Source organism: Haloferax litoreum (assembly GCF_009674605.1).
Taxonomy (GTDB): domain Archaea; phylum Halobacteriota; class Halobacteria; order Halobacteriales; family Haloferacaceae; genus Haloferax; species Haloferax litoreum.
In genome coordinates, this window is sequence record NZ_WKJO01000001.1 from 1258426 (window position 1) to 1282027 (window position 23602).

At 62.9% G+C, this 23602-nt stretch carries 23 protein-coding genes; 5 read left to right on the top strand and 18 right to left on the bottom strand.

What is annotated here, in order from left to right; genetic code table 11:
* Window positions 1–29: 29 nt before the first annotated feature.
* The 8 genes from GJR96_RS06540 to GJR96_RS06575 form a co-directional block, all read right to left on the bottom strand.
* On the bottom strand, window positions 30–335 hold the full coding sequence (locus tag GJR96_RS06540; protein WP_058570931.1) for a 30S ribosomal protein S24e: 306 nt from the start codon (window positions 333–335) through the stop codon (window positions 30–32).
* 90 nt (window positions 336–425) lie between these two features.
* Window positions 426–965, bottom strand: a complete 540-nt coding sequence (locus tag GJR96_RS06545) for a GTP-dependent dephospho-CoA kinase family protein (protein WP_151162198.1) — start codon at window positions 963–965, stop codon at window positions 426–428.
* A gap of 1 nt (window position 966) precedes the next feature.
* A complete protein-coding gene (gene spt4, locus GJR96_RS06550) occupies window positions 967–1164 on the bottom strand; it encodes a transcription elongation factor subunit Spt4 (RefSeq protein ID WP_058570933.1) in 198 nt (65 codons plus the stop codon).
* The gene (locus GJR96_RS06555; RefSeq protein ID WP_058570934.1) at window positions 1164–1736 is read right to left on the bottom strand and encodes a DNA-directed RNA polymerase; all 573 of its coding nucleotides are present in this window, start codon (window positions 1734–1736) and stop codon (window positions 1164–1166) included. Before GJR96_RS06555 ends, spt4 begins: the two co-directional genes overlap by 1 nt.
* A 7-nt stretch (window positions 1737–1743) precedes the next feature.
* Window positions 1744–2112, bottom strand: a complete 369-nt coding sequence (locus tag GJR96_RS06560; protein ID WP_151162199.1) for a DUF188 domain-containing protein — start codon at window positions 2110–2112, stop codon at window positions 1744–1746.
* Window positions 2113–2134: 22 nt separating this feature from the next.
* Window positions 2135–3367 (bottom strand): translation initiation factor IF-2 subunit gamma, encoded by a 1233-nt coding sequence (locus GJR96_RS06565; RefSeq protein WP_151162200.1) that lies wholly within the window; start codon window positions 3365–3367, stop codon window positions 2135–2137.
* Window positions 3368–3558: 191 nt separating this feature from the next.
* Window positions 3559–4368, bottom strand: a complete 810-nt coding sequence (locus tag GJR96_RS06570; RefSeq protein ID WP_151162201.1) for a DUF6517 family protein — start codon at window positions 4366–4368, stop codon at window positions 3559–3561.
* A 103-nt stretch (window positions 4369–4471) separates the two neighbouring features.
* Entirely contained in the window at window positions 4472–5173 is a 702-nt protein-coding gene (locus GJR96_RS06575) for a hypothetical protein (RefSeq protein WP_151162202.1), read from the bottom strand.
* A gap of 113 nt (window positions 5174–5286) precedes the next feature.
* Here GJR96_RS06575 and GJR96_RS06580 point away from each other — a divergent pair, with 113 nt between their 5' ends.
* The gene (locus GJR96_RS06580; protein WP_151162203.1) at window positions 5287–6270 is read left to right on the top strand and encodes a DUF5787 family protein; all 984 of its coding nucleotides are present in this window, start codon (window positions 5287–5289) and stop codon (window positions 6268–6270) included.
* A 10-nt stretch (window positions 6271–6280) separates the two neighbouring features.
* Here the strand turns inward: GJR96_RS06580 and GJR96_RS06585 are convergent, their stop codons facing one another.
* The 6 genes from GJR96_RS06585 to GJR96_RS06610 all read right to left on the bottom strand — a co-directional run bounded on the left by GJR96_RS06585 (window position 6281) and on the right by GJR96_RS06610 (window position 10570).
* On the bottom strand, window positions 6281–6463 hold the full coding sequence (locus GJR96_RS06585) for a hypothetical protein (protein ID WP_151162204.1): 183 nt from the start codon (window positions 6461–6463) through the stop codon (window positions 6281–6283).
* A gap of 29 nt (window positions 6464–6492) precedes the next feature.
* Window positions 6493–6705 carry a hypothetical protein gene (locus GJR96_RS06590; protein ID WP_151162205.1) on the bottom strand — a complete coding sequence of 71 codons (213 nt, stop codon included), beginning with the start codon at window positions 6703–6705 and terminating at the stop codon, window positions 6493–6495.
* The gene (locus GJR96_RS06595) at window positions 6702–6896 is read right to left on the bottom strand and encodes a hypothetical protein (protein WP_151162206.1); all 195 of its coding nucleotides are present in this window, start codon (window positions 6894–6896) and stop codon (window positions 6702–6704) included. The genes GJR96_RS06590 and GJR96_RS06595 overlap by 4 nt, the downstream gene beginning before the upstream one ends.
* A 58-nt stretch (window positions 6897–6954) precedes the next feature.
* The gene (locus tag GJR96_RS06600; protein ID WP_151162207.1) at window positions 6955–7779 is read right to left on the bottom strand and encodes an MBL fold metallo-hydrolase; all 825 of its coding nucleotides are present in this window, start codon (window positions 7777–7779) and stop codon (window positions 6955–6957) included.
* Between the two features lie 257 nt (window positions 7780–8036).
* The gene (locus tag GJR96_RS06605; RefSeq protein ID WP_151162208.1) at window positions 8037–9017 is read right to left on the bottom strand and encodes a hypothetical protein; all 981 of its coding nucleotides are present in this window, start codon (window positions 9015–9017) and stop codon (window positions 8037–8039) included.
* 134 nt (window positions 9018–9151) lie between these two features.
* Window positions 9152–10570: an ATP-binding protein gene (locus GJR96_RS06610; RefSeq protein ID WP_151162209.1), complete on the bottom strand. Its 1419-nt coding sequence runs from the start codon at window positions 10568–10570 to the stop codon at window positions 9152–9154.
* A gap of 147 nt (window positions 10571–10717) precedes the next feature.
* Here GJR96_RS06610 and nasA point away from each other — a divergent pair, with 147 nt between their 5' ends.
* Window positions 10718–12868: an assimilatory nitrate reductase NasA gene (gene nasA / locus GJR96_RS06615; RefSeq protein ID WP_151162210.1), complete on the top strand. Its 2151-nt coding sequence runs from the start codon at window positions 10718–10720 to the stop codon at window positions 12866–12868.
* 85 nt (window positions 12869–12953) lie between these two features.
* Complete coding sequence (locus tag GJR96_RS06620) at window positions 12954–14087, top strand: thiolase family protein (protein WP_058570945.1); 1134 nt, start codon at window positions 12954–12956, stop codon at window positions 14085–14087.
* Window positions 14088–14698: 611 nt separating this feature from the next.
* Here GJR96_RS06620 and GJR96_RS06625 read toward each other — a convergent pair.
* A complete protein-coding gene (locus tag GJR96_RS06625; protein ID WP_151162211.1) occupies window positions 14699–16393 on the bottom strand; it encodes an aldehyde ferredoxin oxidoreductase family protein in 1695 nt (564 codons plus the stop codon).
* Window positions 16394–16551: 158 nt separating this feature from the next.
* Between GJR96_RS06625 and GJR96_RS18070 the strand changes: the two genes are divergently transcribed.
* On the top strand, window positions 16552–16722 hold the full coding sequence (locus tag GJR96_RS18070) for a hypothetical protein (RefSeq protein ID WP_191965818.1): 171 nt from the start codon (window positions 16552–16554) through the stop codon (window positions 16720–16722).
* Window positions 16723–16773: 51 nt separating this feature from the next.
* Here the strand turns inward: GJR96_RS18070 and GJR96_RS06630 are convergent, their stop codons facing one another.
* From GJR96_RS06630 to GJR96_RS06640, 3 genes are all read right to left on the bottom strand, one after another.
* Window positions 16774–18681, bottom strand: coding sequence for a cation:proton antiporter domain-containing protein (locus GJR96_RS06630; RefSeq protein ID WP_151162212.1), 1908 nt, complete (start codon window positions 18679–18681; stop codon window positions 16774–16776).
* 129 nt (window positions 18682–18810) lie between these two features.
* The gene (locus tag GJR96_RS06635) at window positions 18811–20814 is read right to left on the bottom strand and encodes an AMP-dependent synthetase/ligase (RefSeq protein WP_151162213.1); all 2004 of its coding nucleotides are present in this window, start codon (window positions 20812–20814) and stop codon (window positions 18811–18813) included.
* Window positions 20815–20909: 95 nt separating this feature from the next.
* Window positions 20910–21818, bottom strand: a complete 909-nt coding sequence (locus GJR96_RS06640; RefSeq protein ID WP_151162214.1) for an MBL fold metallo-hydrolase — start codon at window positions 21816–21818, stop codon at window positions 20910–20912.
* A gap of 147 nt (window positions 21819–21965) precedes the next feature.
* Between GJR96_RS06640 and GJR96_RS06645 the strand changes: the two genes are divergently transcribed.
* On the top strand, window positions 21966–23534 hold the full coding sequence (locus tag GJR96_RS06645; RefSeq protein ID WP_151162215.1) for an SLC13 family permease: 1569 nt from the start codon (window positions 21966–21968) through the stop codon (window positions 23532–23534).
* Window positions 23535–23602: the final 68 nt, after the last annotated feature.

Sequence of the window (23602 nt, forward strand, 5' to 3'; positions counted from 1 at the left end):
TGGTCGAAAACGGCGATTCGAAACCGAGATTAGGCCTCTTCGGCCTCGGCTTCGGCGTCGGTAATCTTGTTGCGTTCGAGCATGTGTTCCTGTTCGACGTCGCGGGCGAACTCGGGGCTCTCGTAGACCTTCGCGTAGCCAGCGGTCTTGCGCATGCCGAACTTCGTGTCGAGTTCGTGGACGACGACTTCGTCAGAGTCCTTGTTCAACTTGGCCGCGAGCGAGTCACGAACCGACAGACGGGAGGGCGTCGCTTCCTCGTGGACGATCTCGAATCGGACGTCCGAGCGGTGCAACATGGGGTTCTCCTCCTCGGAGATGATTTCGATTTCCATGGTTAGTTACCCGTAATTGCCCGCGAAGCAAGTAAAAGGATTTCGAAGGGAAGAGGAGCGGCAGCGAATCGAGGGAAGAGAGACCGTTAGTCAGGCCTCGATAGGGGCGAGAACGGCGTCGGAATCGCCGTCGAACTGCGACAACAGGTCACGCATCTCCGTCTTGGCCGCCTCGTCGACGGTGAGACGGACCATTCCCTCGTCCGGTTGGCCGTAGACGACGGTCGAACCGAGGGGCGCGGCGAGGACCGCAGGGAGGGTCGCGAGGTCCTCTTCGCCCTCGACGAGGAGGGTCGTCGGTTCGCCGGCAGCGAGTGCGTCGACGAGCGCCGCGACGAGGTCACGGGAGATGGTGCCCGGTTCGTTCGTGACCTCGACGAGACGACCCGTTTCGACTGCTCGACGAATCTCGTCGCCGACGGCCTCTCGTTTCGTCTTTCCGTCGACGACTGCCACGTCTGGTGGCCGGCCGGCGCGGCGGAGGTAGAAGGTGACGACGTCGCCGACGGCGACGAGTGGCGCGTTCGCCTCCTCGCTCGATGCATCTGCGAGGAGTGCCTCGGCCTCCGTGTAGATGGGGCCGAACGGCTCTTTGAACGCCGCTCGAAGCGCCGTCGGCAGGGTGAGCATCTCAGCGGACCTTGAGCGCGTAGCCGCCGGGTTCGGTGACGTTCATCTCGGTGGCGATTTCGCTCTCTTCGGGGTGCGTGATGACGACGTAGCCTGCCCAGTCTTCGGTGAGGCTGCTCGACCCGCAGTTCTCACAGGTCTGTTTGTCGGGCTCGTTGACGAAGTGGCACTCGCGGCAGGCGAGGCGTTTCTTCGCCATCAGTTACCCTCCGCCGAGGCCTCGCTCTGCTGGCGCTTCTTTTCGAGCCAGCCGTGCTTGCCGAGCCCCGGCTGTTTCGCGGTCAGGCCAATCTTCGAGTCGCGCGGGTTGCGCTCGTCGATACTCTTCGTGACGATGCGGGCGCGCACCTCGTCGTCCACGGCGAGCGTCTGGTTGGACTCCGTCGACGCGAGTTGCTGGTTCTCGCCGTCGTAGGCGAGGTATTCGTCGGAAATCTGTGAGACGTGGAGCAGTCCGTCGACCGGACCGATGCCGACGAAGGCACCGAACTCGACGACTTCGACGACGATGCCGTCGACGACTTCCTGCATGTCTGGGTCGTAGGTAATCGCGTCGAACTCGGCTTCGTAGTAGACGCCGGGGCGGTTGGGCAATACGGTGCCCTCGCCGACGTCGTGGACGTTCACGACGCTCACGACGCTCCCCACGTCTTCGTCCATCCGTCCTTCCAGTTTGTCCTGCAACAGTCGCTTGACCCGCTCGGGCGTCACATCGCCCAAGTGGCGTGGCGGGACTTCGACTGTGTCTTTGAGTCGTACCCGTTTGTACATAGTTTCGTTATGGTTCCGTGACCGCCAGTGTGGCGTGCCCCCGGATGCCGATGACGGGAATCCCGCATTCGAGCACCCTGTCACGGAGGGGCTTGTCGTTCGTGACGACGTAGTCGACGTCGCCGGAGTCGGCGAGTTCGACGACTGCGTCGTCGGCGTACGATTCGTCCGTTTCGACCGCACGGCACCGGGTCGCTAGGTCCGCACCCACGCTCGCGGCGACGGCCTCCGTCCCGCCGCCCGTCGAGAGCTTCTCCAGCTCGTCGAGGACGGCCGTGGGGACGACGAGGTCCACGTCGGCCGCGAGTAACCGGTCGAGTTCGTCGAACACGCGAACGTCGAGTTCGACCGGCATCATGAGTGCGTTCGTGTCCATAACGACTACGGTGGCGGTCACGTCACTTGAGCGTCCCGATACCGATGAGGCGCCAGCGCGCACCGACACGGCGGTTGATAGCTATCTTCGCGCCTTCCGCTGCACAGACTGGGCGCTTGAGCTTCACTTCGGCCTCGCCGCTGCGCGCACTCGTCACGGCACCGACGGTAGTCGCGGTGCCGACGGTGAGCATCAGCGGTTCGCCCGTGGAAATCTCGTCGACGCTGTCGTCTTCGCTGCCGACGACACGGTCGAGGAGTTCCACGTCCATCGTGAACTGCTCGCGCGTCGGGGGGAGCGTGCCGGGCTTGCCGGCGACCTGTCCCGCGAGGGCGTCACCCTTCGTGACGCTCGGGTCGAGACCGGTCCCGACACCACAGAGGCCGCCGGGGCGGACTTCGTCGACCATGTTCCCGCCCGCTTGCAGCGAGCGAATCTCGGTCGTGATAGAGCGCCACTCGGTCTGGCCTTCTTCTTCGACTTCGCGGCCGGGGCGAAGTTCGAGTTCCTCGCCTTCTTCGAGTTTGCCGGCGACGACGCTGCCGCCGATGACGCCGCCCATGAGTCCGTCCCAGGTCGTCCCCGGGCGGTTGATGTCGAAACTGCGTGCGACGAACATGCGACTGTCTTCGCTCTCGTCGCGCTCGGGCGTCGGAATCTCGTTCTCGATAGCCTCGATGAGGACGTCGAGGTTGACCTCCTGCTGGGCGCTGATCGGGACGATCGGCGCGTCCTCGGCGACCGTTCCCTTCACGAACTCCTGAATCTGCTCGTAGTTCTCTATCGCCCGCTCGCGGTCGACGAGGTCGACCTTGTTCTGGGCGATGACGATGTTCTCGATACCGATGATATCGAGCGCCATCAGGTGTTCTGCCGTCTGCGCCTGTGGGACCTCTTCGGTGGCGCTGACGAGAAGAACAGCGCCGTCCATGATGGCCGCCCCAGAGAGCATCGTCGCCATGAGCGTCTCGTGGCCGGGCGCGTCGACGAACGAGACGGTACGCAGGACGTCAGTCTCGGTCCCGTCTTCGGTCTCTTCTTCGACTGTGTAACACTCCGGCGCATCGACGCCGGGAATCTGTCGGAACGTCGCGTCGGCGTACCCGAGGCGGATGGAGATACCGCGCTTCATCTCCTCGGAGTGCTGGTCCGTCCACGACCCAGACAACGCTTGGACGAGCGTCGTCTTTCCGTGGTCGACGTGACCGACGAGTCCGATGTTCACCTCCGGTTGTTGTGGATTTTTCGTCACCATTGACCTCCTGAGAGTAATCTTGCGTGAACTTGGCCGCGAACGACTGATAAAGGTGCTGTTCTCGGAGCGGCGACGCTGTGGCTACGTCGGGCGGTCACACACGACGCGGCCCGATTCAGGGGGCGCCCCGGTCCAGTGTGACTCGGATTGTCCACGTCGTCTGTCGCTTCTCGTGGTGTGTCGACCGCGCCTCACTCGACTGCCGTGACGAGTGACCGAAGTTCCTCCCGGTACGCGTCCGGGGTCAACCCGAGGTCGATATCGACCGACACCTCGATGGCCGAGGTGGGTTCTTTGGTCACACCGAGGTCGAGGTTCTCTCCGGGGTGTGCGCCACCGGCGACGAGAATCGACCCGTCGTGTTCCCACACCGCGAGGAACCCGCTCACTCCGAGTTTCTTCCCCTCGATTGCTATCTGCTTCTCGTCGGTCAGCGGGAACGTGATTCCCTCGAACGGGAAGGACGCAGTGTAGTTGGTCACGCGCGCGGACTCTCCCGTCTCGACCGTCATCGACCCGGTCGACGCCTGTTCGATGTCGGAGAGGCCGGCCGATTCCAATTGCGACTCGAACTGGGCGCGCGCTTGCGTCTCCACCTGTTCGACGACTGGGTCCCGCGCCGCGTCGGGGATGGTCGCGAGACTCGGGTCGAGTGTCACGCGCGTGGCGAAGAACATTGAGAACTGCCCTTCGGCCTGTCCGAGCGTCTTCTCTTTCAACTCGGTCGCCAACTCGACGTCTTCGAAGACGAGTGTCCGGAACGCCGCCGAGACACTCACCGGACCGAACGACTCCTCGAACGCCGGGTCGCGGGTCTGTTCGTCGACTTGCTCCCAGCCTCCGTCTTCGAGTTTCGACACCGGTACCTTCGGCGGTCCGCGCGCGGCACTGGCGGTACTCCCTGAACTGCATCCCGCGAGACCGGCGAGTCCAGCACTCGCGGCCACACCGAGGTACGTCCGTCGCCCAATCTGGTGGTTCGTGTCGTCCTGCCCGGGCATTGCACGGAGTTGCTTCGTCTTCGTTCAAATAGGTACGGGAAGGTGACAGTCTGTCTTTCTCGGCTGTCTCGCCATCGACGAATCATGGTTCGACTCCGTTGACCTACGTGTCGCGTGTTCCTGCTCGAATCTGCAGTGTCCGCCCGTAGAGAAGCAATCCGATGCCGGCGAGCGCAGTCGCCCCACGCACGTATTCGTCCCAGTGCCTGTTCGGTCCGTTGTACGCCCATCCACCGGGCGTGTAGAACTGCCCCTCGTACTCCACGAGTTCGTGGGTCTCCTGCCAGTACTCCCACCCAGCGATGGGGTCGCTCGTGCGGACGGTTCCTGACTCGAAGAGTCGCTCGAACTCCTGTGGGAACGTCTCAGCCTCCAGTGCCGCGATATCCATCGCGGTCCGGTTCGAGATGGCCTCGACCCGCAACTCTACGGAGTCGTTGCCGAGTGACTCGTGATGGAGTCTGTAGAACGCGTCGTCTCTCGGGTAGTACGCGACCTGGTACAGACAGAAGGCGGGCATCTCGGCGCAGTTCGCTCGCTCGGAGTCGACGACTCGGGGGCCGTCCGCACGAACCTGCGAGACGGTCTGACACTCCGGGTCGTCGTCGACGCAGGTCAACACGTCGTCGGAGTACGTGATGTGCTCGGCCCACTTCGAGTCGGGGGAAACTTCGACCACCTCGTATCGATACGTCGGAACGATGGCACCCATCGGTGCGAAGACGGCAGTGAACACCAGAACCGTCCCCAGCACGACGACCAGCAGGCCGCGGCGGTGAGGGGAGAGCGAAACGGGGAATCGCATCGTCAGCCGGTACGACCAGTTCTGACATAAAGTCTGTTCGATGATACGTTCGCGAGTGGCTGGACCGTCGAGTGAGAGCGAGGCTTTTCACGTTCGCTTTCCCAGTCACAGGTGTGCCCACACCGGTCTCGTCACCCTCGGAGTTCGCCTTCGAACTGGCACTGTGTGCCCACCTCGAAGAGGTGACAGACTGGCTTCCGGCCCGGCAACTCGGCGCGTCCGTCGCGTCGCCGGGGAGTCGAATCATCGACGTATGTGCCGTCGTTCCCGGCCCCGAGTTCGACGACCGGTCGCGCATCACCAGTCGAGACATCCCTGCCACTGCTATCGAGAGCGAGGTGGGTGTCGGCCACGCCGTCTTCTGGCGCGATGCGTTCGACTGCCACCCCGCCCGCGCCCGTCGCGCGACGGACCGCGCCGTCGAGGCCGGGTTCTTCGAGTCCGAACACCGCCGTGGGCGGGAGTACGTCCGCCGCGCGACCCGCTATCCCGACGAGTGGTTCTCCCGTCTCGTCGGTATCGAGAACAAACCGGACCTCGGCGAACCCGGCGACCTGTTGCGACAACTTCGCCTCGACGTGAGTCTCGCCCTCTTCGACGAAGTCGTCCTCGCCACCGAGAGTTACGTCACCGGTGCGCACCTCAACCGCATCCCCGAGGAAGTCGGTGTCTGGCGGTTCGACCCCGAGACTGGCGAGCGAGAAATCGTCCGCGATGCCGACCCACTCGCCACCGACGCAACTGGCGTCGAACCCGTCGAGTACGAGTCGCTCCACACCGACGTGGCACTGGTCTCACCCGCGGACAAGCGTACTGCCCGTCTCAGACTCGCGGAACGCGCCTACGGCAAAGGGTGGCGGGGATACGACGTGCCGGGGTGTGCCTCCGCCGGCGTCGACGCCGTCGGTCGGCCCGTGTGTTCGCACTTCGGCCGTGTCGTCGACCCGGGGGCCGAATGCGGGTCCAACTGTCCGGCGTTCGGCCCTGCCGACCCGCCGGAACTCGACCGGGGCGCACTCCGCGACGCACGCACTGGGTGGGTTGCGGACCCCGACGGTGTCGCTCGGAGGCAGTCGGGACTGGACCGATTCTGGTGACGTCCCCTCGTTACTCTGTCCGTTCACCGGAGTAGTACCACCCGAGTGTGACGACGATGCCGAAGACGAGCATGAACACCGCGCCGTCGACCCAGTTGGGTTCACCGGACAGTGAGGCGACGAGATACCAGACGACGCCAGCGGTGAGGGCCATCGGCGTCGCGTATCGGAGTGCGTCGGTGATTTCGGACACGCGTCACCCGACGACGGCCACTCGGAAAATCACTCTGTCTCGGCGCGTCGCTCCATGTAGTTCCAGTAGGTGACGAGCAACGCACCCACGACGGCGACGAAGACGACCTGTACGACGGCACCGAAGAAGTCCACCTGTCCCGTGTCAACGTAGGTTGCGACGAGTGTCGCCGCCGCTATGCCGACACCAGCCACCACGAGATACCTGAATGCTTGGTCTTCGAAGATGGTGCGAAGCGTCACGCCTCGGTCTCTCCCCGTCCTGCGAGCATCTGGAGGCTTGCCGCCGCGACTCCCGCGGCGACGACGAACACGACGAGTAGTTGGGTGTCCGACGGCGGCCGGGGTGCGAAAAGCGCGTATCCTGCGGCACCGCCCAAGCCAACGGCTACTACACCGGAGAGGCGACGAACGAGGGACCCAGATGGGGCCATACTCGCTATCCGACCGCTGGGTGGAAAAACGTGTGCCCGCTGAGAACGTCGCGGCGACTCACAACTCGTACACTTCCCCGTCGATAGCCAATGGCTCTTCGAACGCCTCGTCGGGCGGGTAGTAGTGCGCGACGTGGACGAGTCGCGTCACGTCTGCGTTCAGGTCCTCACTGAGGGCCATAGCCCCTTCGCGTGTCATGTGCTTCGTGCCGAACGTTCGTGGAACGCCGTCTTCGTCGTAGTCGTCGCCGCCGGCGGGGTGGTACTCACAGAGCGAGGCGGGGACGATAGCCTCCGCGAGCAAGAGGTCGGGGTCGGCGAGGACGGCACGCGACTCCTCGGGAACCGCGTAGGTCGAGTCGCCAGAGATAGACAGTTTCGCGCCCGTCTCGGGGTCTTCGATGGCGACGCCGTAGCACAGAAGCGGCGGGTGAACGACGGGGACGAAGGTCACGTCGAATCCGCAGGCGCGGAACGATTCGAGGGGCGTCTGGTCGTGGACGTTGATGCGGTCTAAGTAGTCGAACTTCGAGCGAATCGTATCCGCGACGCTCTCGTCGGTCAGCGGGTCGACTTCGTCCGTCGCGTGGACGTCGAGGTGGTCGAGCAGTCGGTAGACGTTGCCCAGTCCGTCGAGGTGGTCGAAGTGAATGTGGGTGACGAGTGCCTCGTCGGGAAGCGGCGTCTCTTGCGTGAGAAACTGGTGACGGAAGTCGGGGCTGAAGTCCACGAGGAGCGATTCGTTCGTTCGCTCGTTCTCGACGTGGACCGAAAAGCGCGTCCGCTCGATGCCGCGTTCGCGGGCCTCCCGGCAGGTGTCACAGTCGCACCCGACAGTGGGCGTTCCTGTCGTGTCGCCGGTCCCGAGGAGGGTTACGCGCATCGAGTAGGGTGTGTGGGGTGGGTGGGCTTAAGGGTGGGTGAACCGCGGTGACGAGTCACTCGTTTTGTATCACCCAGTCGTCCACCCACACCTCGACGGTTCGTTCGACAGTCGGTGCCCCATCGAGTGTGACCGTCACAGTCGCACGCTTCGGGGTTGCTGTGGGGGGTCTGTCGAACGGACCAGCATCAAGGAATCGCCCTGTAATTCCAAGAGGATGATAAATTACCTGTCAGACGAGGAGTGACGGACTGAGTTCACGAGTCAAATTCACACTTATTGAATGCCTGCGATGCTTTGTCGCGTTCTTCTCTCGCGAGCTCGTTGTCTCCATCGACAATCGCTCCAACTGCCCGTGAAAGGTGCTCACTCCCATCCTTCAGTGACCCTGCATAACAAGTGAGCTCGATAATCGTTGATTTCACTGATGATGGGGAATCTCCTTCTTGTCGCCTGAAAATGCTTTCAGAAGTCCCGAAATGTTCGCTAGCCATGTCCAAGTACTCCTGTGCTCGAGCTAGTTCCTCTGCATCGAGATGTTCTTCGGCTTGGAGAAAGTCGACCATCCCGAGCGACATCTCTCTTAACCCTGCTGCCAGTGCTTCAAGGACAGGGATTAACTCGTCTATCGAGGTCAAGTCGATTTGAAGTGTTTCGACATCGACCTGATCGAAGTCATCGAGCTTCTCCGTATCGAGCTGATCAGTTCGGTCCTGTACAACACTCAATAAGTCATCTGCCTCTCCAAGCTCGCGCTCGGCGGCTTCAAGTTCTTCTGCTGCGTCTGTGTATCTCTCTGACTGGAAATACGTGAGACCGCTGTACGTCAGGCTGTATCCTTCTACTAGTATATCCATAAATTCAGTTGCCTTCCGACCGAACCCGATGTACTCTCGCCCAGAATCTATTTGCCGCTGCTGTTCTTCCGTGGCGTACTTCTCGGCTGCATCTAGTTCGCTCTCTGCCTCGTCAAGATAATTGTAGATTTTCGCAGGATTGAAATCGATACCACCATCCTGAAACTCAGACTCTGACAGATTCTCACTTTCCTCTGAAAGCTGCTCTCCAGCACTTTCGAGAGCACTTCCCGCTTCCTCAAGGTGTTTGGCTGCTTTCTCTGGTTCCGAACCTTTGGTAGTCGTGGCCTCCTCGGAGGAAGAAGTACCACCTGCACAACCCGATAATACTCCGGCACTGAGTACGGAGAGTGTCGCTCCAAGATATTGTCGTCGTTCCATAATATACCCACTTTCACGTGTCTATTTATCAATTAGTATGACAATCAGGATTAAAAGAAATAATTAGTCAGCATGACTCTATCCGACTAAACCGTCGACCGCAATGACGTCTTGGAAAAAGCGAGAAGAGATACTTACTGCGCCGCGCCGGCGTCTTTCTGCGTCTCGCCTTCGTGTTCGTCGGCGTGACCGTGGTCGTGGTCGTGGTCGTCGTGACTGTGGTCGTGTCCATCGCCCGACCCGGCGACCAGTTCCGAGGAGTCCGACATCATGTCGAGGTTCTTCAGGTTGTCACGCTCTTCGAAGTCGGCGACGGCCTCTAAGAGGTCGTCTTGCGTGAGTTCCATCCGCTCTTCGGTGAGGGCTTCGAGGACTGCCTCACGGAGCACGAGACGGAGGTCAGACCCGGTGAGCCCTTCGGTCACGTCGGCGATGGCGTCGGGGTCGAACTCGTCGATTTGCATCCGGTTCGTGATGACGCGCAGGATGTCCGAGCGCATGCCACGGTCCGGTTTGGGGAAGTTGACGATTTCGTCGAAGCGCCGCCACGCGGCGGAGTCGAGTTGGTCGGGGTGGTTCGTCGCGCCGATGAGGATGACCTCGTCGCGAATCAGCGAGATGTCGTCGATGCTCTTCAAGAGCGTGTTGACGGCGCGCTTGAGCGCAGCGTGTTCGTCCGACCGGCGCGTCTTGGCGACCGAGTCGAACTCGTCAATGAAGAGGATACACGGCGAGAGTCGCTTTGCGACTTCGAAGGTCTTCTCGACGTTCTTGGCCGTCTCACCGAGGTACTGACTCGTAATCATCGAGAGTTTGACCTCGACGAACGGCAGGCCGAGTTCGTGTGCGAGTGCTCGCGAGACAGTCGTCTTCCCGGTTCCCGGCGGACCGACGAAGAGAATCTTCCCAATCTCACGGAGGCCAATCTGCGCGAGGTACTCGCGGTGTTCGATGGCCTTCATGAGTTTGTGTATCTCGCCCTCTTGGTCCGTCGTGAGCACGAGGTCATCGAGCGTCATCTCGATTTCCTCGGGTGCGCGAACCTGCACGAGGTCCAGCATCTCGGCGTCGTCTTCGTCGTCGAAGTACTCGTCGAGGAGGCTGTCAATCCACACTCGGTCGGCGTGGATTGGTCGCGTCTGTTCCCGTGCCTCGGCGTGGGTCACGTCCACGTCGTCACGGTCTTCGACCGCTTTCGCAATCGTCGGGTTCGTCACCAACATCTCGTAGTCGGCGCGTTTGACGAACCACTCCAGCGCCATCTCGGGTTGCGTCAGTGAGAGGCGGCCGGAGAAGTCCTCACGTTGGGTGAACATGAGGTCCGAAATCGCGTCCCATGGGTGTTCGACTCCTGTCGCCTTCCGCGCGATGGTGTCGGTTACCACGAGCGGTCGCTCGATGCCGCCCGTCGACGAGTCGTCCTCGTCGTCAGCGTCTGCCCAGAAGACGCGTCGGTATCGCGGGGGAAGGTCGTTCTCGTCAAGCGTCCGGTCGTCGGTGTAAAGGTGGGCCGTCAGCAGAAATTCGACAACCTCGAGCGCCCGTTCACTCATCCGCGGAGAATTGCCGGCCGAGACGCATAAGAGCGTCGGAGTGACGCTCTCGACGTGAGGTAGCCGTCTGTTCGGGATTCGGATGAATAGTCCTTATAGGACTGCTGACCCCACTGACTCCACGGAAGCGGAACGGACGACCACACGATGACTGACGAATCTGGGGACCCGCGTCGGAGAGACAGCAGTTCCGAAGAGGCTGGAGACTCGACAACCGCGAATTCGCCCGCCGAGGTTCCGACGACGTGCATGCGGTGTGCCGTCGGGTGCGGACTCGTTCACGTCGTCGGCGGCGGTGGGGACGGGTCCAAGACGGTCCGTGGCGACCCGTCGAATCCGGTCTCACGGGGTGCGGCGTGTCGCCGTGGCATCCACGAGACAGCGAACCCACGCGGTGAACGACTCACACGACCCCTCGTCAGAGAAGACGGCGAACTCGTGCCGACTTCGTGGTCGACGGCGGTGTCGAAGGCGAGCGAGGCCATCCGAAGTGCGATGGCGACCGACCCCGACGACGTTGCGATACTGGGGAGTGGCCAACAGACGAACGAAGCGGCCTACGCACTCGGAAAATTGGCCCGCGCCGGTATCGGGACACGAAACTACGACGCGAATACGACGCTCTGTATGGCGAGTGCCGTCGCGGCCTACTATCGGGCGTTCGGAAGCGACGCGCCGCCGCCGACTTACGACGACATCCCGGCGGCCGAGACGCACCTCGTCTGGGGGGCGAATCCGGCAGTCGCACACCCCGTCTTGTTCCAGTGGATTCGGCAATCAGCCGTCGATGGCCGACTGATTGTCGTGGACCCCGTCGAGACGAAGACGGCCACCGCGGCGGACGAACACGTCGCCGTCGCGCCTGGTCGTGACCTCGAACTCGCCCGCGCCGTACTCGCACACCTCGTCGACACCGGCCGCATCGACGAGTCGTTCGTCGACGCTGCCACCACAGGGTTCGACGAGGTTGTCGCCGACCTTCCGAGCGTCGCTGACGCCGCTGCCGACGCGGGTGTCTCGCTCGAAACGGTCGAGATGCTCGCCGCGGCCTTCGACGACCCGACGCTCGTCTACTGGGGGATGGGCGTCAACCAGAGCATCCGCGGTACTGCGACGGCGGGTGCACTCATCGACCTCTGTCTCGCCTCTGGAAATCTCGGTCCGGGGTCGGGACCGTTCTCGCTTACCGGACAGGCGAATTCGATGGGGACGCGCGTCTGTTCCTCGAAAGGCACGTGGCCCGGCCACCGACCGTTCGACCATCCCGGCCACCGACAGGCGGTTGCAGACGCGTGGAGCGTTCCAGTCTCTCGCCTCCCCGACGACGCCGGACCCGGCCCCGTCGGCGTCCTCGACTCGTCGCCGTCGGTCGTCTGGACCGTCGCGACGAACCCTGTCGCTGGGTTCCCTGACGCGACGACGGCCATCGAACACCTCGAAGACGCGTTCCTCGTCGCGCAGGACGCGTTCCGGTCTGAGACCGTCGAACTCGCGGACGTGGTCTTTCCCGCCGCGACGTGGGGCGAGACGGAGGGAACGACGGTGAACATGGAACGGCGAGTGTCGCGGGTTCGCCCGGCAATCGACCCACCCGCGGACGCTCGCTCTGACCTCGATATCGTCGCCGACGTGGCCTCGCAGGTCGCTCCCGGACTCCTTCCCGACTCTCCCGCGGACCCGGCCGCGGTGTTCGACGAATTCGTCGCGCTCACGGCGGGCACGAACGCCGATTGCAGCGGTCTCTCGTACGCTCGACTCGACCGGGAACAGGCAGTCCGATGGCCAGCACCCGAACCGGACACCAGTGCAGGCTACCGATACGACGGCGGGTCGGACCCAGCGTCGTGGTCGTTTCCGACACCGTCAGGAAAGGCCCGATTCAGCACCCTCGATGGTGACCCACTCCCCGAACCGACTGGTGAGGACTTCCCGCTGACGCTCACCACAGGCCGTGAGACCGACGCCTACAACACCGGCGTTCGCTCACGCGGTGGCGACACTGCTGTGAGTGATGACGCTTCTGCGAGACCGGTTGCTCGTGTGAACCCCGAAACCATCGAGACGTACCGCGGCGCTGTCGTCGATGCGGACCACGGCCGGACTACGAGTATCGAGTCGCGCCGCGCGTCCGTCCGCGTGACGCTCGCCCCCGACGACGCGGTTCCGAAGGGACTCGTGTGGCTTCCCATCCACCATCCGCTGACCAACACCCTGACGACGCCCGCTGTCGACCCGGTGTCGAACGAACCGAACTTCAAGCAGTGTGCGGTCCGATTCCGTCGTTCTGGGGGGCGGTGACCTCCAGACAGTCGCCCGAAAAAACTCTTGACGACGAGTTGTTGGTTCTAAACTATTTATGGTGTTCGAACTCTGATGATGTGGCATGCCAGAACCAGTCATTGCTGCCGCGTATCGCACTCCGTTCGGGAAAGCCGGCGGCGTCTTCGAGGACGTCCGAAGTGAAGACCTCTCGATTCCCCTCATCGACCACATCCTCGACGAACACGACGTCGACGCCGACGACGTGGAAGACCTGATGTGGGGCGTCGCCCAGCAACGCACCGAACAGGACAACAACGTCGCCCGCGTCATCGCCCTTCTCTCGGACCTCGGCGAGGGGACGCCCGCGACGAGCATCAACCGCTGGTGTGCCTCGTCGATGCAGTCTATCATCTCCGCGTCGGACGCCATCGCCGCCGGCAACCGCGAGTGCATCATCGCCGGCGGTGTCGAGAGCATGTCGCGCATCCCGATGGACGGCGACTCCTACGAGCACCTCCACCCCGAACTCGGTGAACAGTACAACATCTTCCAACTCCAGATGGGGATGACCGCCGAGAAGGTCGCCGAAGAGTACGACGTCTCCCGCGAGGCCCAAGACGAGTTCGCCCTCCGCAGTCACCAACGCGCCGCCGAAGCGACCGAAACCGGACGCTTCGACGACGAAATCGTCCCCATCGAGACAGACGACGGCGTCGTCACCGAAGACGAGGGGATTCGCCCCGACACCTCCATGGAAGTCCTCGGTGGCCTCCCACCGGCGTTCTCCGGCACTGGGTCTGTCACCGCCGGCAACTCCTCGCAGATTACCGACGGTGCCGCCGCCGTCCTCGTGACCTCCCGTGAGTTCGCCGATGAACACGGCCTCGACGTACTCGCCTCCGTCGGCACGAACAACGTCGCCGGCGTCGACCCGACGGTCATGGGTATCGGTCCGGTTCCGGCCACTCGTGGCCTCCTCGAACGCGCCGGCAGCGACATCGAGGACTACGACCTCGTGGAAATCAACGAGGCGTTCGCCAGTCAGTGCGAATACTCCCGCCGCGAACTCGGCATCGACGAGGACAAACTCAACGTCAACGGCGGCGCAATCGCCCTCGGCCACCCACTCGGTGCCTCCGGCGCTCGCTTGCCCGTGACGCTCATCCACGAGATGCAGAAGCGTGACGTGGACCGCGGACTCGCCGCACTCTGCGTCGGATTTGGGCAAGGGGCCGCAATCGAGTTCAGTCGATAAAATCGCACTAAACAGCGTTTCGGCTCCCGCGAGACGCACTTCGTTTCACGGACGTTCGTCCGTCACCGCCCACGAAGACAGCGTGCCGTGTGACGTCTGTGTGTGGACTCAATAAAGGCGCAGTGTCGCAGAAAAAGCGCGGTACCGTGGTCAGAGGGTCGTCCGCGCTCCCCCACCAGGTTGGTACAACCAGGGAGGCGGACGATTCGACCACGAAAACGACCCGACTGGGCCGGGCAACCCGGTCGGTCGAGGGCCGGTGTTTACTGTCAGAGGCACCCCGGCTTTGAAAAGCAGGGGCAGAAACAGATTGAGCTCGTTGCCTAATATATTCGGTATCGTTTTGCGGATGTAGGCGACGCACTCTCGGTCTTCGACTGCTCGCGCAGTTACGTCGCCCCGTTCTGGCAGTGAACGGCCCTATCCTTTCCGTCAACGGAACCGACTCGACGTCCGACCCGCGGCCCGAATCAGCACGTTAGGGGCGGGTTTTCGCCGACTGCCAGACACCCACCGACAAAGAGCGTGGGCAGGGCGAGTCCGACCGACTCGAGGTCTCGCCGGCGGCTCATATCATATGTCCGCCACGACGACCGGTATGCCTGCTGGGCTCAGTCGTCCGCCGGCGCGGCCCCGCCCACGCCATCGACTGCCGACTCCGGCACCACACCGTCCTCGCTCCATCCGCGAATCTCGTAGTAATTTGAGAGCGCGTGTGGGAATCCGGGGATATCGAACGGGAGTGTGTCGTCGCTCCGGTCGAACCCGCGCTGGTTGTTGAAGTGGCGTTCGAGCGTGACGATGCGCTCACCGACTTCTTGGAGGTGGTCGTAGTCGGTGTCGAACAGGACGCCGAGCGTCTCCTCGTCGATGAAGTCGCGGGAGAACTTGCAGACGACGCCGCTGTCGAGGACGGCGTTGTGGTTCTCCTTCTCGACGAGTCGCTGGGGCTTGCCGTCGAGGCCGTGGGGTTCCATCGCCTTCGACTTGTCCACGTAGGGGTACTCGATAGCGTAGAACGAGGCGTACATGTGGTCTGCACCGCGGTTCGAAGTGGCGAACGAGAGGCCCTGTCCGTGGAGGTGACGACCGTCGTGGCCCGGGAACTCCATCCCTTTGACCGTCCAGTCGTGGACGCCGAGTTCGTCGTGGACACGATGTGTCCCCTCGGCGAGCAGGTCCCCGACACCCTCGCGGTAGCCGATTTGCTCGGCGAGTTCGTGGATGAGGTCGACGTTTCCGAACTCGTCTTCGGCCATCAGGTACGCGGCGATGGTGTCGCCGGCCGAGATGGTGTCTATGCCGAGACGGTCGCATATCTCGTTGGACTTCATCACGTCGACGACGTCGTCGACCCCGCAGTTCGACCCGAACGCCATCACCGTCTCGAACTCCGGTCCTTCGGTCTCGACGCCGGATTCCTCGTCCCGCGTCGGAAGTTTGCAGGCGAAGGCACACTGCGAACAGGTCCCTTTCTTGTACTTCTTCGACTCCACGGCGTCCCCGTTGATACCCTCGACGCCTTCGAACTCACGTTCGGAGAAGTAGCGCGTCGGGAGTGCCTCCACGGCGTTCGCGTAGTCGGTGCCGGCGGTAGTCCCCTGTCGCTTCATCGTGTGGTCCGAGGTGGCGGCGTTGCGGTGGACGTCCATCGCCTCGCTCGGGAACTCGAGTTCCACGTCGGGTGCCGCGTCGCCCGCGAACGTGACGACTTTGAGATTCTTCGCGCCCATGACCGCGCCCAGTCCGCCGCGACCGAACGCGCGCGATTCGGTCGTCATCACCGACGCGAACCGAACGAGGTTCTCGCCGGCCGGCCCGATACAGACGAGTTGTTCTGCGTCCAGTCCCCACTCCGATTCCGCGTACTCGGTGACTGCGGGAATCTCCGCCTGTTCGAGGTCGGGAACCGGTTCGAACTCGACGCCGTCGGGGCGGACGTGGACCGCGAGCAGTTCGTCCGCCTCGCCGGTGAACTCGATGGCGCTGTAACCCGTCCCCACGAGATGTCGTGAGAGGAACCCGCCAGCGTTCGACGAGACGAGGCCGTTCGTCAGCGGCGAGACGCCGGTCAAGTTCACCCGGCCGGTGAAACTCATCCGCGACTGTTGCATCGGTCCTGCGGCGAGGACGAGACGGTTCTCGTCCCCGAGTGGGTCGGCGTCGAACGGAACGCGGTCGTGGACCAGTTTCGTGGCGACGCCCCGGCCGCCGATGTACGATTCGAGGACGTGGTCGATATCGCTCGTGTCGGTCGTCCGCGCCCCGAGGTCGACCGAACAGAGTGGGCCCTCCGTGTGTCGCATAGTCGTCCTTCGAGAACCAATCGAATAATCGTTAGTGTTGGGGACACTCCCGCAGTCGTGTCTTCTGGCTGTCACACTCGCGTAGGACGATTAATTATCATGAACGTACATGCGCCTTTCGTCACGTTCATACTGGAGAGGCGAACAATACTCCACCGATGAATCTCTCGACGACTGTACTGACGGGGGTGGTGACGGTGCTCGCTGCCGCGGGTGCCGTCTCGGTGGGATTCGTTCCGAGACCCGACCTCGGAGCGCCCGCGTGGTACGTTCTCGTCGCGCTTACGGTGGGATACTGGGCCGTCTTCTTGCGGTGGGCCCGACGCTGAGTTCGGTGCTGAACTCGGTCGTAACCCACTTCGAATCCGCGAGCGTCGCGGTTACTCCGGATGGACGAGTCGCTCTGCGTCGCGGACGGCGTCGCGTCCGCCGATGATGGTGATACGGTCGCCCTCCTGCAACGTGAAGTCCGCGTCGGGGACGTTCGTGTCGCCGTTGCGAGAGACGAGTGCGACGAGACAGCCGCTCGGGAGTTCGGGACCGACTTCGCGGATGGTTCGCCCGACGAGGTTCTCGGCGGTGACTTCGACCTCCTGTACGTCGCCAGAGCGGCCGATTTCGCCCATCCAGTTGGACATCGTCGGCCGCTCGATGTAGTTGTCGAGCGCCTGTGCGGTGGCGATGGTCGACGAGATGGTCCGGACGCCGAGTTCTTCGAACGCCTCCACGTTGTCCGGGTTGTTCGCCCGCGCGAGGACGTTCTCGGGCTCGAACTTCGAGTTGGCGAGCTGCGAGACGAGCAGGTTCACGTCGTCGTCCCCGGTGGCGGCGACGACGACTTTGGCGTTGCCTGCGCCGGCCGACCGGAGGACATCCGTGTCGGCGCCGTCGCCGTGATGCACGGTGAACCCGAGGTTTCGGGCGGTCTGGACTACTTCCTGGTCCTGTTCGATGAGGACCACGTTCTCTCCACGGTCTTCGAGGCGTTCGGCGAGCGCACGGCCCACTTTTCCGCCTCCGATTACGAGTACACGCATTGGAATGACGTCGAGGTATTCTGCTATTTGACGAGCGAGACCGGCCTCGAAGAGGACGGTCGTGAGGATGACGAGAAAGACGGTCCCGACGAGAATCGAGGCGCTCTCGTTCAGGACGGCGGCCTGCTGGGTCATCCCTTCGGCGGCGAGTCGTGTCGCTTCCTCGCGGAACGCGATGGCGAACAGTGTCGCGACAGACGCCGGGATGATACCGCGCGGGCCGACGAAGCTCATGAAGAGCTTCTCGCTTCTGGTGAAGCGGTCGCCCCTCGCCGAGACGAACACGAGAAGCGGACGGATGACGAGGGCGACGGCTGCCACAATTGCCAGGCCGCCGATGCCGAGTGCGAGGAGGCTCTCGAAGTCGAGCAACGCCGCGAGGGCGATGAAGACGAACGAAAGGACGAGTAGGGTGATGTCACCCTTGAACGCCGAAATCTCCTTCTCGTAGGGGACCTCGGCGTTCCCGAGGAGGATGCCGGCAGTCGCGACGGCGGCGATGCCTGCTTCGGTGGCGACGAAGTCTGCCGCCGCGTAGGACACGAGCGCCCCTGCGAGGACGAGTAGACGGGCGTTCTGTGGGGCGTTTCCGGGTGACAGGTCCACGTACTGGAGCGCGTAGTACAGTGTCCCTGCGACGATTGCACCGACCACGACGCCGACGCCGAGTCGCTCGGCGAACAGCGTCACGAGTGCGTTAGGACTGCTGACCCCTTCGAGAATCGCCTCGAAGATGACGACGGCGACGATTGCGGCCGTCACGTCGTTGACGATACCTTCGGTTTCGAGTGCTGCCCCGACGCGGTCCCGAACCGGGACGACTTCGAGGATTGGTGCGATGACCGTCGGACCGGTTGCGACGAGCAGTGCACCGACGAGGAACGACACCGCCCACGGCGCGCCGAGCGCGTAGTGGACGACGAGTCCCGTCCCGACGAACGATATCGCCGCGCCGATGGTGACGAGACGGAACGTCGCCGCCGGTGCCTCCCGGAGTTTGTCGATCCGAATGTGGAACGCCCCTTCGAACACGATGATTGCGACCGAGAGTCCGACGATTGCTTGCAGTGCGTTCCCGAACGAGTCGGGAGAGATGATACCGAGGACCTCCGGCCCGAGGAGTATCCCGGACGCGATGAGAAATACGACACTCGGGACTCTGAATCGGTCCGAGAGCACCTGCGAGACAACGCCGATGCCGATGATTGCGGCGACGAGCGGGATGAGATTCGCTCCTCCTGCTGCGGCCACCTATATCGCCTCCATTGATTCGGTCCATGTGTCGACGGAAGATAAAACCATACATCTCGGGTGGCATTTCCGCGGTTTTGCCGGAACGTTCGTGCAGATATCTCTTAGAAAAGTTTAGTCTGTCAGATTCTACTGTGTCGCGGGATGGTCGCTCCCGTGTCGCTCTTCGGTCCGGTGGTCTGCTTCCTCGTAGATGAGCGACACCTCGTCGGCGTAGCGGTCCAAGATGTTCCGCCGTTTCTTCTTCATCGTCGGCGTCATCAGGTCGTTGTCCTCGGAGAACTCTTCGGGGACGATGCGGAACTGTTTGATCTTCTCGTACGACTCGAAGTTCTCGTTCGCCTCGTCCACCTCTCGCTGGATTCGCGCTTCGACCCGGTCGTCGCGGCAGATGGCCTTCGGGTCCTCTGGCAGGTCGATTCCCTCCGCGTCGGCCCACTTCCGCAGACCGTCGAAACTCGGGACGATGAGCGCGGAGATGAAGCGGTGGCCATCGCCGAGGACCATGCACTGTTCGACGACAGACGACGACGCGAAAGCGTCTTCGATGGGTCCGGGGGCGACGTTCTTGCCCGTCGAGAGGACGAGAATCTGTTTGGCGCGTTCGCGGAACGTGATGTAACCGTCGGGGCGGAGTTCGACGATGTCACCGGTACGGAACCAGCGATTTCCGTCGTCGTCTTCGACGAAGGCCGCCTCAGTCTCTTCGGGGAGGTTCCAGTATCCGCTCGTGACGTTCGGGCCGCGCACGAGGAGTTCACCGACGTCGCCGCCTGCGGCACCGAGTTGGTCGCCGACGACGCTCTTGTCGAGTTTTACTTCGACGTCTTGGAGGGGGTAACCGATGGTGCCGATTTTCGGTTCTTCGGGTGGGTTGACCGTGATGACGGGCGACGTCTCCGTGAGGCCGTATCCCTCGTAGATGGGCAGGCCCATGGCGTGGTAGAGCGCACAGAGTTCCGCCGAGAGACTGCCGCCACCACTGATGAAGAAGTCGAGGTTGCCGCCGAGTGCCTCGCGTACTTGCTCGAAGACGAGTCGGTCGGCGATGCGGTGTTTCAGTGTGAGTCCGAATCCGGGGGCGTCGGTCGTGTGGTAGTCTTGGCCGACTTCGACGGCCCACTCGAAGATACGCTTCTTGACGGGTGACTCACTGGCTTGCGTTCGAATCGCGTCGTAGAGTTTCTCGTACACTCGCGGGACACTCGTCGCGCTCGTCGGTCGAACGAGTTGGAAGTCTTCGCGCAGTGTGTCTGGACTCTCTGCGTAGGCGACGGACCCACCCGCGGCGAACACCAAGAAGTGGCCCGCCATCCGTTCGAAGACGTGTGCAAGCGGGAGGAACGAGAGTCCGACCGTGTCGGTGCCAAAGACGGGTAAGTCACCTTTGTCCGAGCGCGGGCCGAAGCGTCGATAGGCCTCGTTGACGTTCGACCGGAAGTTCCAGTGGGTGAGTTGGACGCCCTTCGGCCGACCCGTCGTCCCGGAGGTGTAGATGAGACTCGCGAGGTCGTCGGGGTCACGTTCGTCGAGCCACGATTCGTAGGTCGCTTCGTCGAAGACCTCCTCACCGCGCCGGTAGAGTTCGCCGAGTGTCAGGATGTCGTCGCGGTCCTCGTAGCCTTCGTACTCGTCGATGACGACGACGAACTCTAAGTCGAGGTCGTCTTCGACGGCGAGGACGCGTTCGAGGAGTTCCTGGTTCTCCACGACGACGGCGTTCGCGCCGGGGTCGGACAGGAGGTACTGCACCTGACGCTCCGACGACGACGTGTAGACGGTCGTGACGACGCACCCGGCACCGAGGACTGCGAAGTCCGTCTGCGCCCACTCCATCCGCGTGTGGGCCAAGATGCCGACGCGGTCGTTTGTCCCCAATCCGAGTTCGCGGAACCCTGCGGCGAGGTTTCTGACGACGTCGCGCATCGTCTCGTAGGTCAACTCCCCGTAGTCGCTGCTGGGTGCCGCCGGCACGACGCCCGCGTCGACGAGGGAGCGGTCGTAGACTCCTCCCTTGTAGCGTTGTGCGATTCGCGAGGCGTTGCGCGCCGCGCTCTCTTCGAACATCCGTGGGAGAGTCGTCCGTCCGATGACGGGGTCATCGAACGCCGCCTCTGCGTCGCGCCAATCCATGTCCTATTACTAATGATTCAACATTTAAAACTATGCACGTTGAGTCGGTTGAAAGTCCACAGTATCGAAGAAGGGCGTCGGAGACGCCGGTTTGTCTACTCGTCGTCGCCGACGTAGTCGAGGTACCCGAGGACGCCGCGGGTGTTCAGTCGCTCTTCGTCGTGGGCTTTCCGCACGCCCCACACCTCGTCCATCTGCGTGTGTTCGACGAAGTGCTGGATGACCGCCTCGTCGTCGCCGAGTTCGTCGCGCTTCTGGCGGATTGCTTCGACCCACTCCACGAGGACGCGCTTGTACTCCTCGGCGAACGCTTTCGTGTACTCGTGTGGGCCGAAGTGGCCGAAACAGAGCGTCTCAGGCTCGATTTCTTCGACCGTTTGCACGTCGTCGAGCGCCTTCTGGAGGTGGAACTGCGCCGGTGGCGAAGTCTGGCGGAGGGTCTCTGTCTTCGGTTCCCAGATGCCCATCGCGTCACCGACGAACAGGACGTCGTCGCCGTCGTCGTGGAACATGACCTGATGCGGCGCGTGGCCCGGTGCGTGGGAGACGGTGAGCGTCCGGTCGCCGAGGTCGATCTCGTCGCCGTCGGTGAGCGGTTCCACGCGGTCTTCGTCTATCGGGAGTGGTTCGTCGTAGAAGCGCCACTGGTCTTCGACGGCAGCCTTCGTGCCCTCGACGAGTCGCGTCGGGTCCACGAGGTGTGGGGCACCGATTTCGTGCGTCATGACGGTGGCGTCGGGATATCGCTCGGCGAGATACCCAGCACCGCCGGCGTGGTCGAGGTGGACGTGTGTCGGCAAGATGTATTCGAGGTCGTCGACGCCGACTTCGTCGAGCATCCCGAAGACGTGTTCGCGGTCCGCGGCGATGCCCGTGTCGATGAGCGCTGGTTTCTCTGCGTCGATGAGGAACACCGACCCGTACTTCTCGACTTCGTACATCCCTGTATCGACGTAATAGACGTCCGTGCTGTTCGGCACGGGTTCGACGTCGCCAATGGCCATAGTTGACGGCCGTCGTGGGGGAGCAAAAGCGTTCGGTCGGCGTCTCTCCGCCGACCTGTTCGCTCCACATTCTGTTCACTGCACTATCATTTCTCTACCGCATCGAAAATAATTAAGTATGATTACCATTAGCAATAGTGTGTATCAATGATACGCGGCTTCACGAAGACCTCTCGCGGCAGAATAGTAGTGTTCGCGTTCGCACTCGTCGCGTCGCTCGCACTCGCGTTCGGGCCGTCTCTCGAGGGGCTTTCGACGAGAGGACAGTACGCATTGGCGACCATGGTATTTGCGGGAACGCTCTGGGTGACCGGCGCACTCCCACTTGCGGTGACCGCCCTGTCTATTCCGGTGATGCTCACCGCCTACGGGGTGTACGGCGACATCGACCCTGCACTGGCGGGGTTCGCCGACCATCTCATCTTCCTGTTCGTCGCTGGCTTCATGCTCGCGAACGCGTTGCAGAAGTACAACATCGACCGCCGCATCGCCCTGTGGTTGATGGCAGTCATGGGGTCGTCGCCACGGCGACTCATCCTCGCCATCATGCTCGCGACGGCGTTCCTGTCGATGTGGGTGTCGAACACTGCGACGACGGCCATGATGACGCCTATCGCACTGGGCGTTCTCGCGCAGGTACTCGGCCGCGAAGAGGTGTACGAGGCCGGTGCCGACAGAGACGCGTTCTCGAACATGCAGGTCGCGACGCTCCTCGGGACGGCGTACGCCGCCTCAGTCGGTGGTGTCGGCACCCTCATCGGGACGCCGCCGAACGCCGTCGTCGCCACGCAACTCAACGCGTTGCTCGGCTACGACATCGGTTTCGCAGAGTGGTTACTCGTCGGCCTCCCAATCGTGGCAATCACGCTCCCACTCGTCTGGTACCTCCTCACGTTCCGGTTCTTCCCACCAGAAATCGACGACGTGGAGGGTGCCCGTGAACAGGCGCGCGAGTACCTCGCAGAAGAGGGTGCCCTCTCACCACGGGGGCGTCGCGTCGCCTACATCTTCGCCGCCACGGCCGGTCTGTGGGTCCTCGGGGGTCTCGACATCATGTTCGAAGGTATCCTCTCGGACCCCGTGTTCAACACCTTGTTCGGGACGGGTGACGGGATGACTCTTCTCGGCGTCGAAGGCCACCAAGGCCTCCTCTACTACGTGATGGTCGGGATGTTCTCGATTCCGGCGCTCGTCCTCGCGGACACGATGGAGTGGGACGAACTCGCCGACATCGACTGGGGGACGATTCTCCTCTTCGGTGGCGGCATCTCACTGGCCGACGCGTTCGCCTCCACGGGCGCGACGAAGTGGCTCGCCGAGGCCGTCTTCGGGTCGCTCACGGGCGCACCAATCGTCCTCGTCGTCGGTGCCGTCGTCCTGCTCGTCATCTTCCTCACGGAGATGACCTCGAACACCGCGACGGCGACTATCGTCGTTCCAGTCCTCATCGGTATCGGTGGCGTCTTCGCCTCGACGCTCGGTCTCTCTGACGTTGCGGCCGCCGTCTTCCTCGCCGTGTCCGGCGCAATCGCCGCCTCCTTCGCGTTCGCGCTTCCGGTTGCGACGCCGCCGAACGCTATCGTCTTCGGTAGCGGTCACCTGAAGCAGGCGCACATGATGCGCGCTGGGACCGTCCTCAACCTCGTCATGACGGGTGTCCTCACGGCTCTCATCTGGTTCCTCTTCCAGTTCGTCTGGCCGATGTTCCTCTGGTAGTTGGTCACACGACACGGCCTCTCACACGCTCTTTCCTCGCACACGGGGGCGTCGACGCACTCTGTGAT

Excerpts from the sequence above, each read along its gene's own strand:
- GJR96_RS06540 (WP_058570931.1), bottom strand. The coding sequence starts at position 335 with ATGGAAATCGAAATCATCTCCGAGGAGGAGAACCCCATGTTGCACCGC.
- GJR96_RS06545 (WP_151162198.1), bottom strand. The coding sequence starts at position 965 with ATGCTCACCCTGCCGACGGCGCTTCGAGCGGCGTTCAAAGAGCCGTTC.
- spt4 (WP_058570933.1), bottom strand. The coding sequence starts at position 1,164 with ATGGCGAAGAAACGCCTCGCCTGCCGCGAGTGCCACTTCGTCAACGAG.
- GJR96_RS06555 (WP_058570934.1), bottom strand. The coding sequence starts at position 1,736 with ATGTACAAACGGGTACGACTCAAAGACACAGTCGAAGTCCCGCCACGC.
- GJR96_RS06560 (WP_151162199.1), bottom strand. The coding sequence starts at position 2,112 with ATGGACACGAACGCACTCATGATGCCGGTCGAACTCGACGTTCGCGTG.
- GJR96_RS06565 (WP_151162200.1), bottom strand. The coding sequence starts at position 3,367 with ATGGTGACGAAAAATCCACAACAACCGGAGGTGAACATCGGACTCGTC.
- GJR96_RS06570 (WP_151162201.1), bottom strand. The coding sequence starts at position 4,368 with ATGCCCGGGCAGGACGACACGAACCACCAGATTGGGCGACGGACGTAC.
- GJR96_RS06575 (WP_151162202.1), bottom strand. The coding sequence starts at position 5,173 with ATGCGATTCCCCGTTTCGCTCTCCCCTCACCGCCGCGGCCTGCTGGTC.
- GJR96_RS06595 (WP_151162206.1), bottom strand. The coding sequence starts at position 6,896 with ATGGCCCCATCTGGGTCCCTCGTTCGTCGCCTCTCCGGTGTAGTAGCC.
- GJR96_RS06600 (WP_151162207.1), bottom strand. The coding sequence starts at position 7,779 with ATGCGCGTAACCCTCCTCGGGACCGGCGACACGACAGGAACGCCCACT.
- GJR96_RS06605 (WP_151162208.1), bottom strand. The coding sequence starts at position 9,017 with ATGGAACGACGACAATATCTTGGAGCGACACTCTCCGTACTCAGTGCC.
- GJR96_RS06610 (WP_151162209.1), bottom strand. The coding sequence starts at position 10,570 with ATGAGTGAACGGGCGCTCGAGGTTGTCGAATTTCTGCTGACGGCCCAC.
- nasA (WP_151162210.1), top strand. The coding sequence starts at position 10,718 with ATGACTGACGAATCTGGGGACCCGCGTCGGAGAGACAGCAGTTCCGAA.
- GJR96_RS06620 (WP_058570945.1), top strand. The coding sequence starts at position 12,954 with ATGCCAGAACCAGTCATTGCTGCCGCGTATCGCACTCCGTTCGGGAAA.
- GJR96_RS06625 (WP_151162211.1), bottom strand. The coding sequence starts at position 16,393 with ATGCGACACACGGAGGGCCCACTCTGTTCGGTCGACCTCGGGGCGCGG.
- GJR96_RS18070 (WP_191965818.1), top strand. The coding sequence starts at position 16,552 with ATGAATCTCTCGACGACTGTACTGACGGGGGTGGTGACGGTGCTCGCT.
- GJR96_RS06635 (WP_151162213.1), bottom strand. The coding sequence starts at position 20,814 with ATGGATTGGCGCGACGCAGAGGCGGCGTTCGATGACCCCGTCATCGGA.
- GJR96_RS06640 (WP_151162214.1), bottom strand. The coding sequence starts at position 21,818 with ATGGCCATTGGCGACGTCGAACCCGTGCCGAACAGCACGGACGTCTAT.
- GJR96_RS06645 (WP_151162215.1), top strand. The coding sequence starts at position 21,966 with ATGATACGCGGCTTCACGAAGACCTCTCGCGGCAGAATAGTAGTGTTC.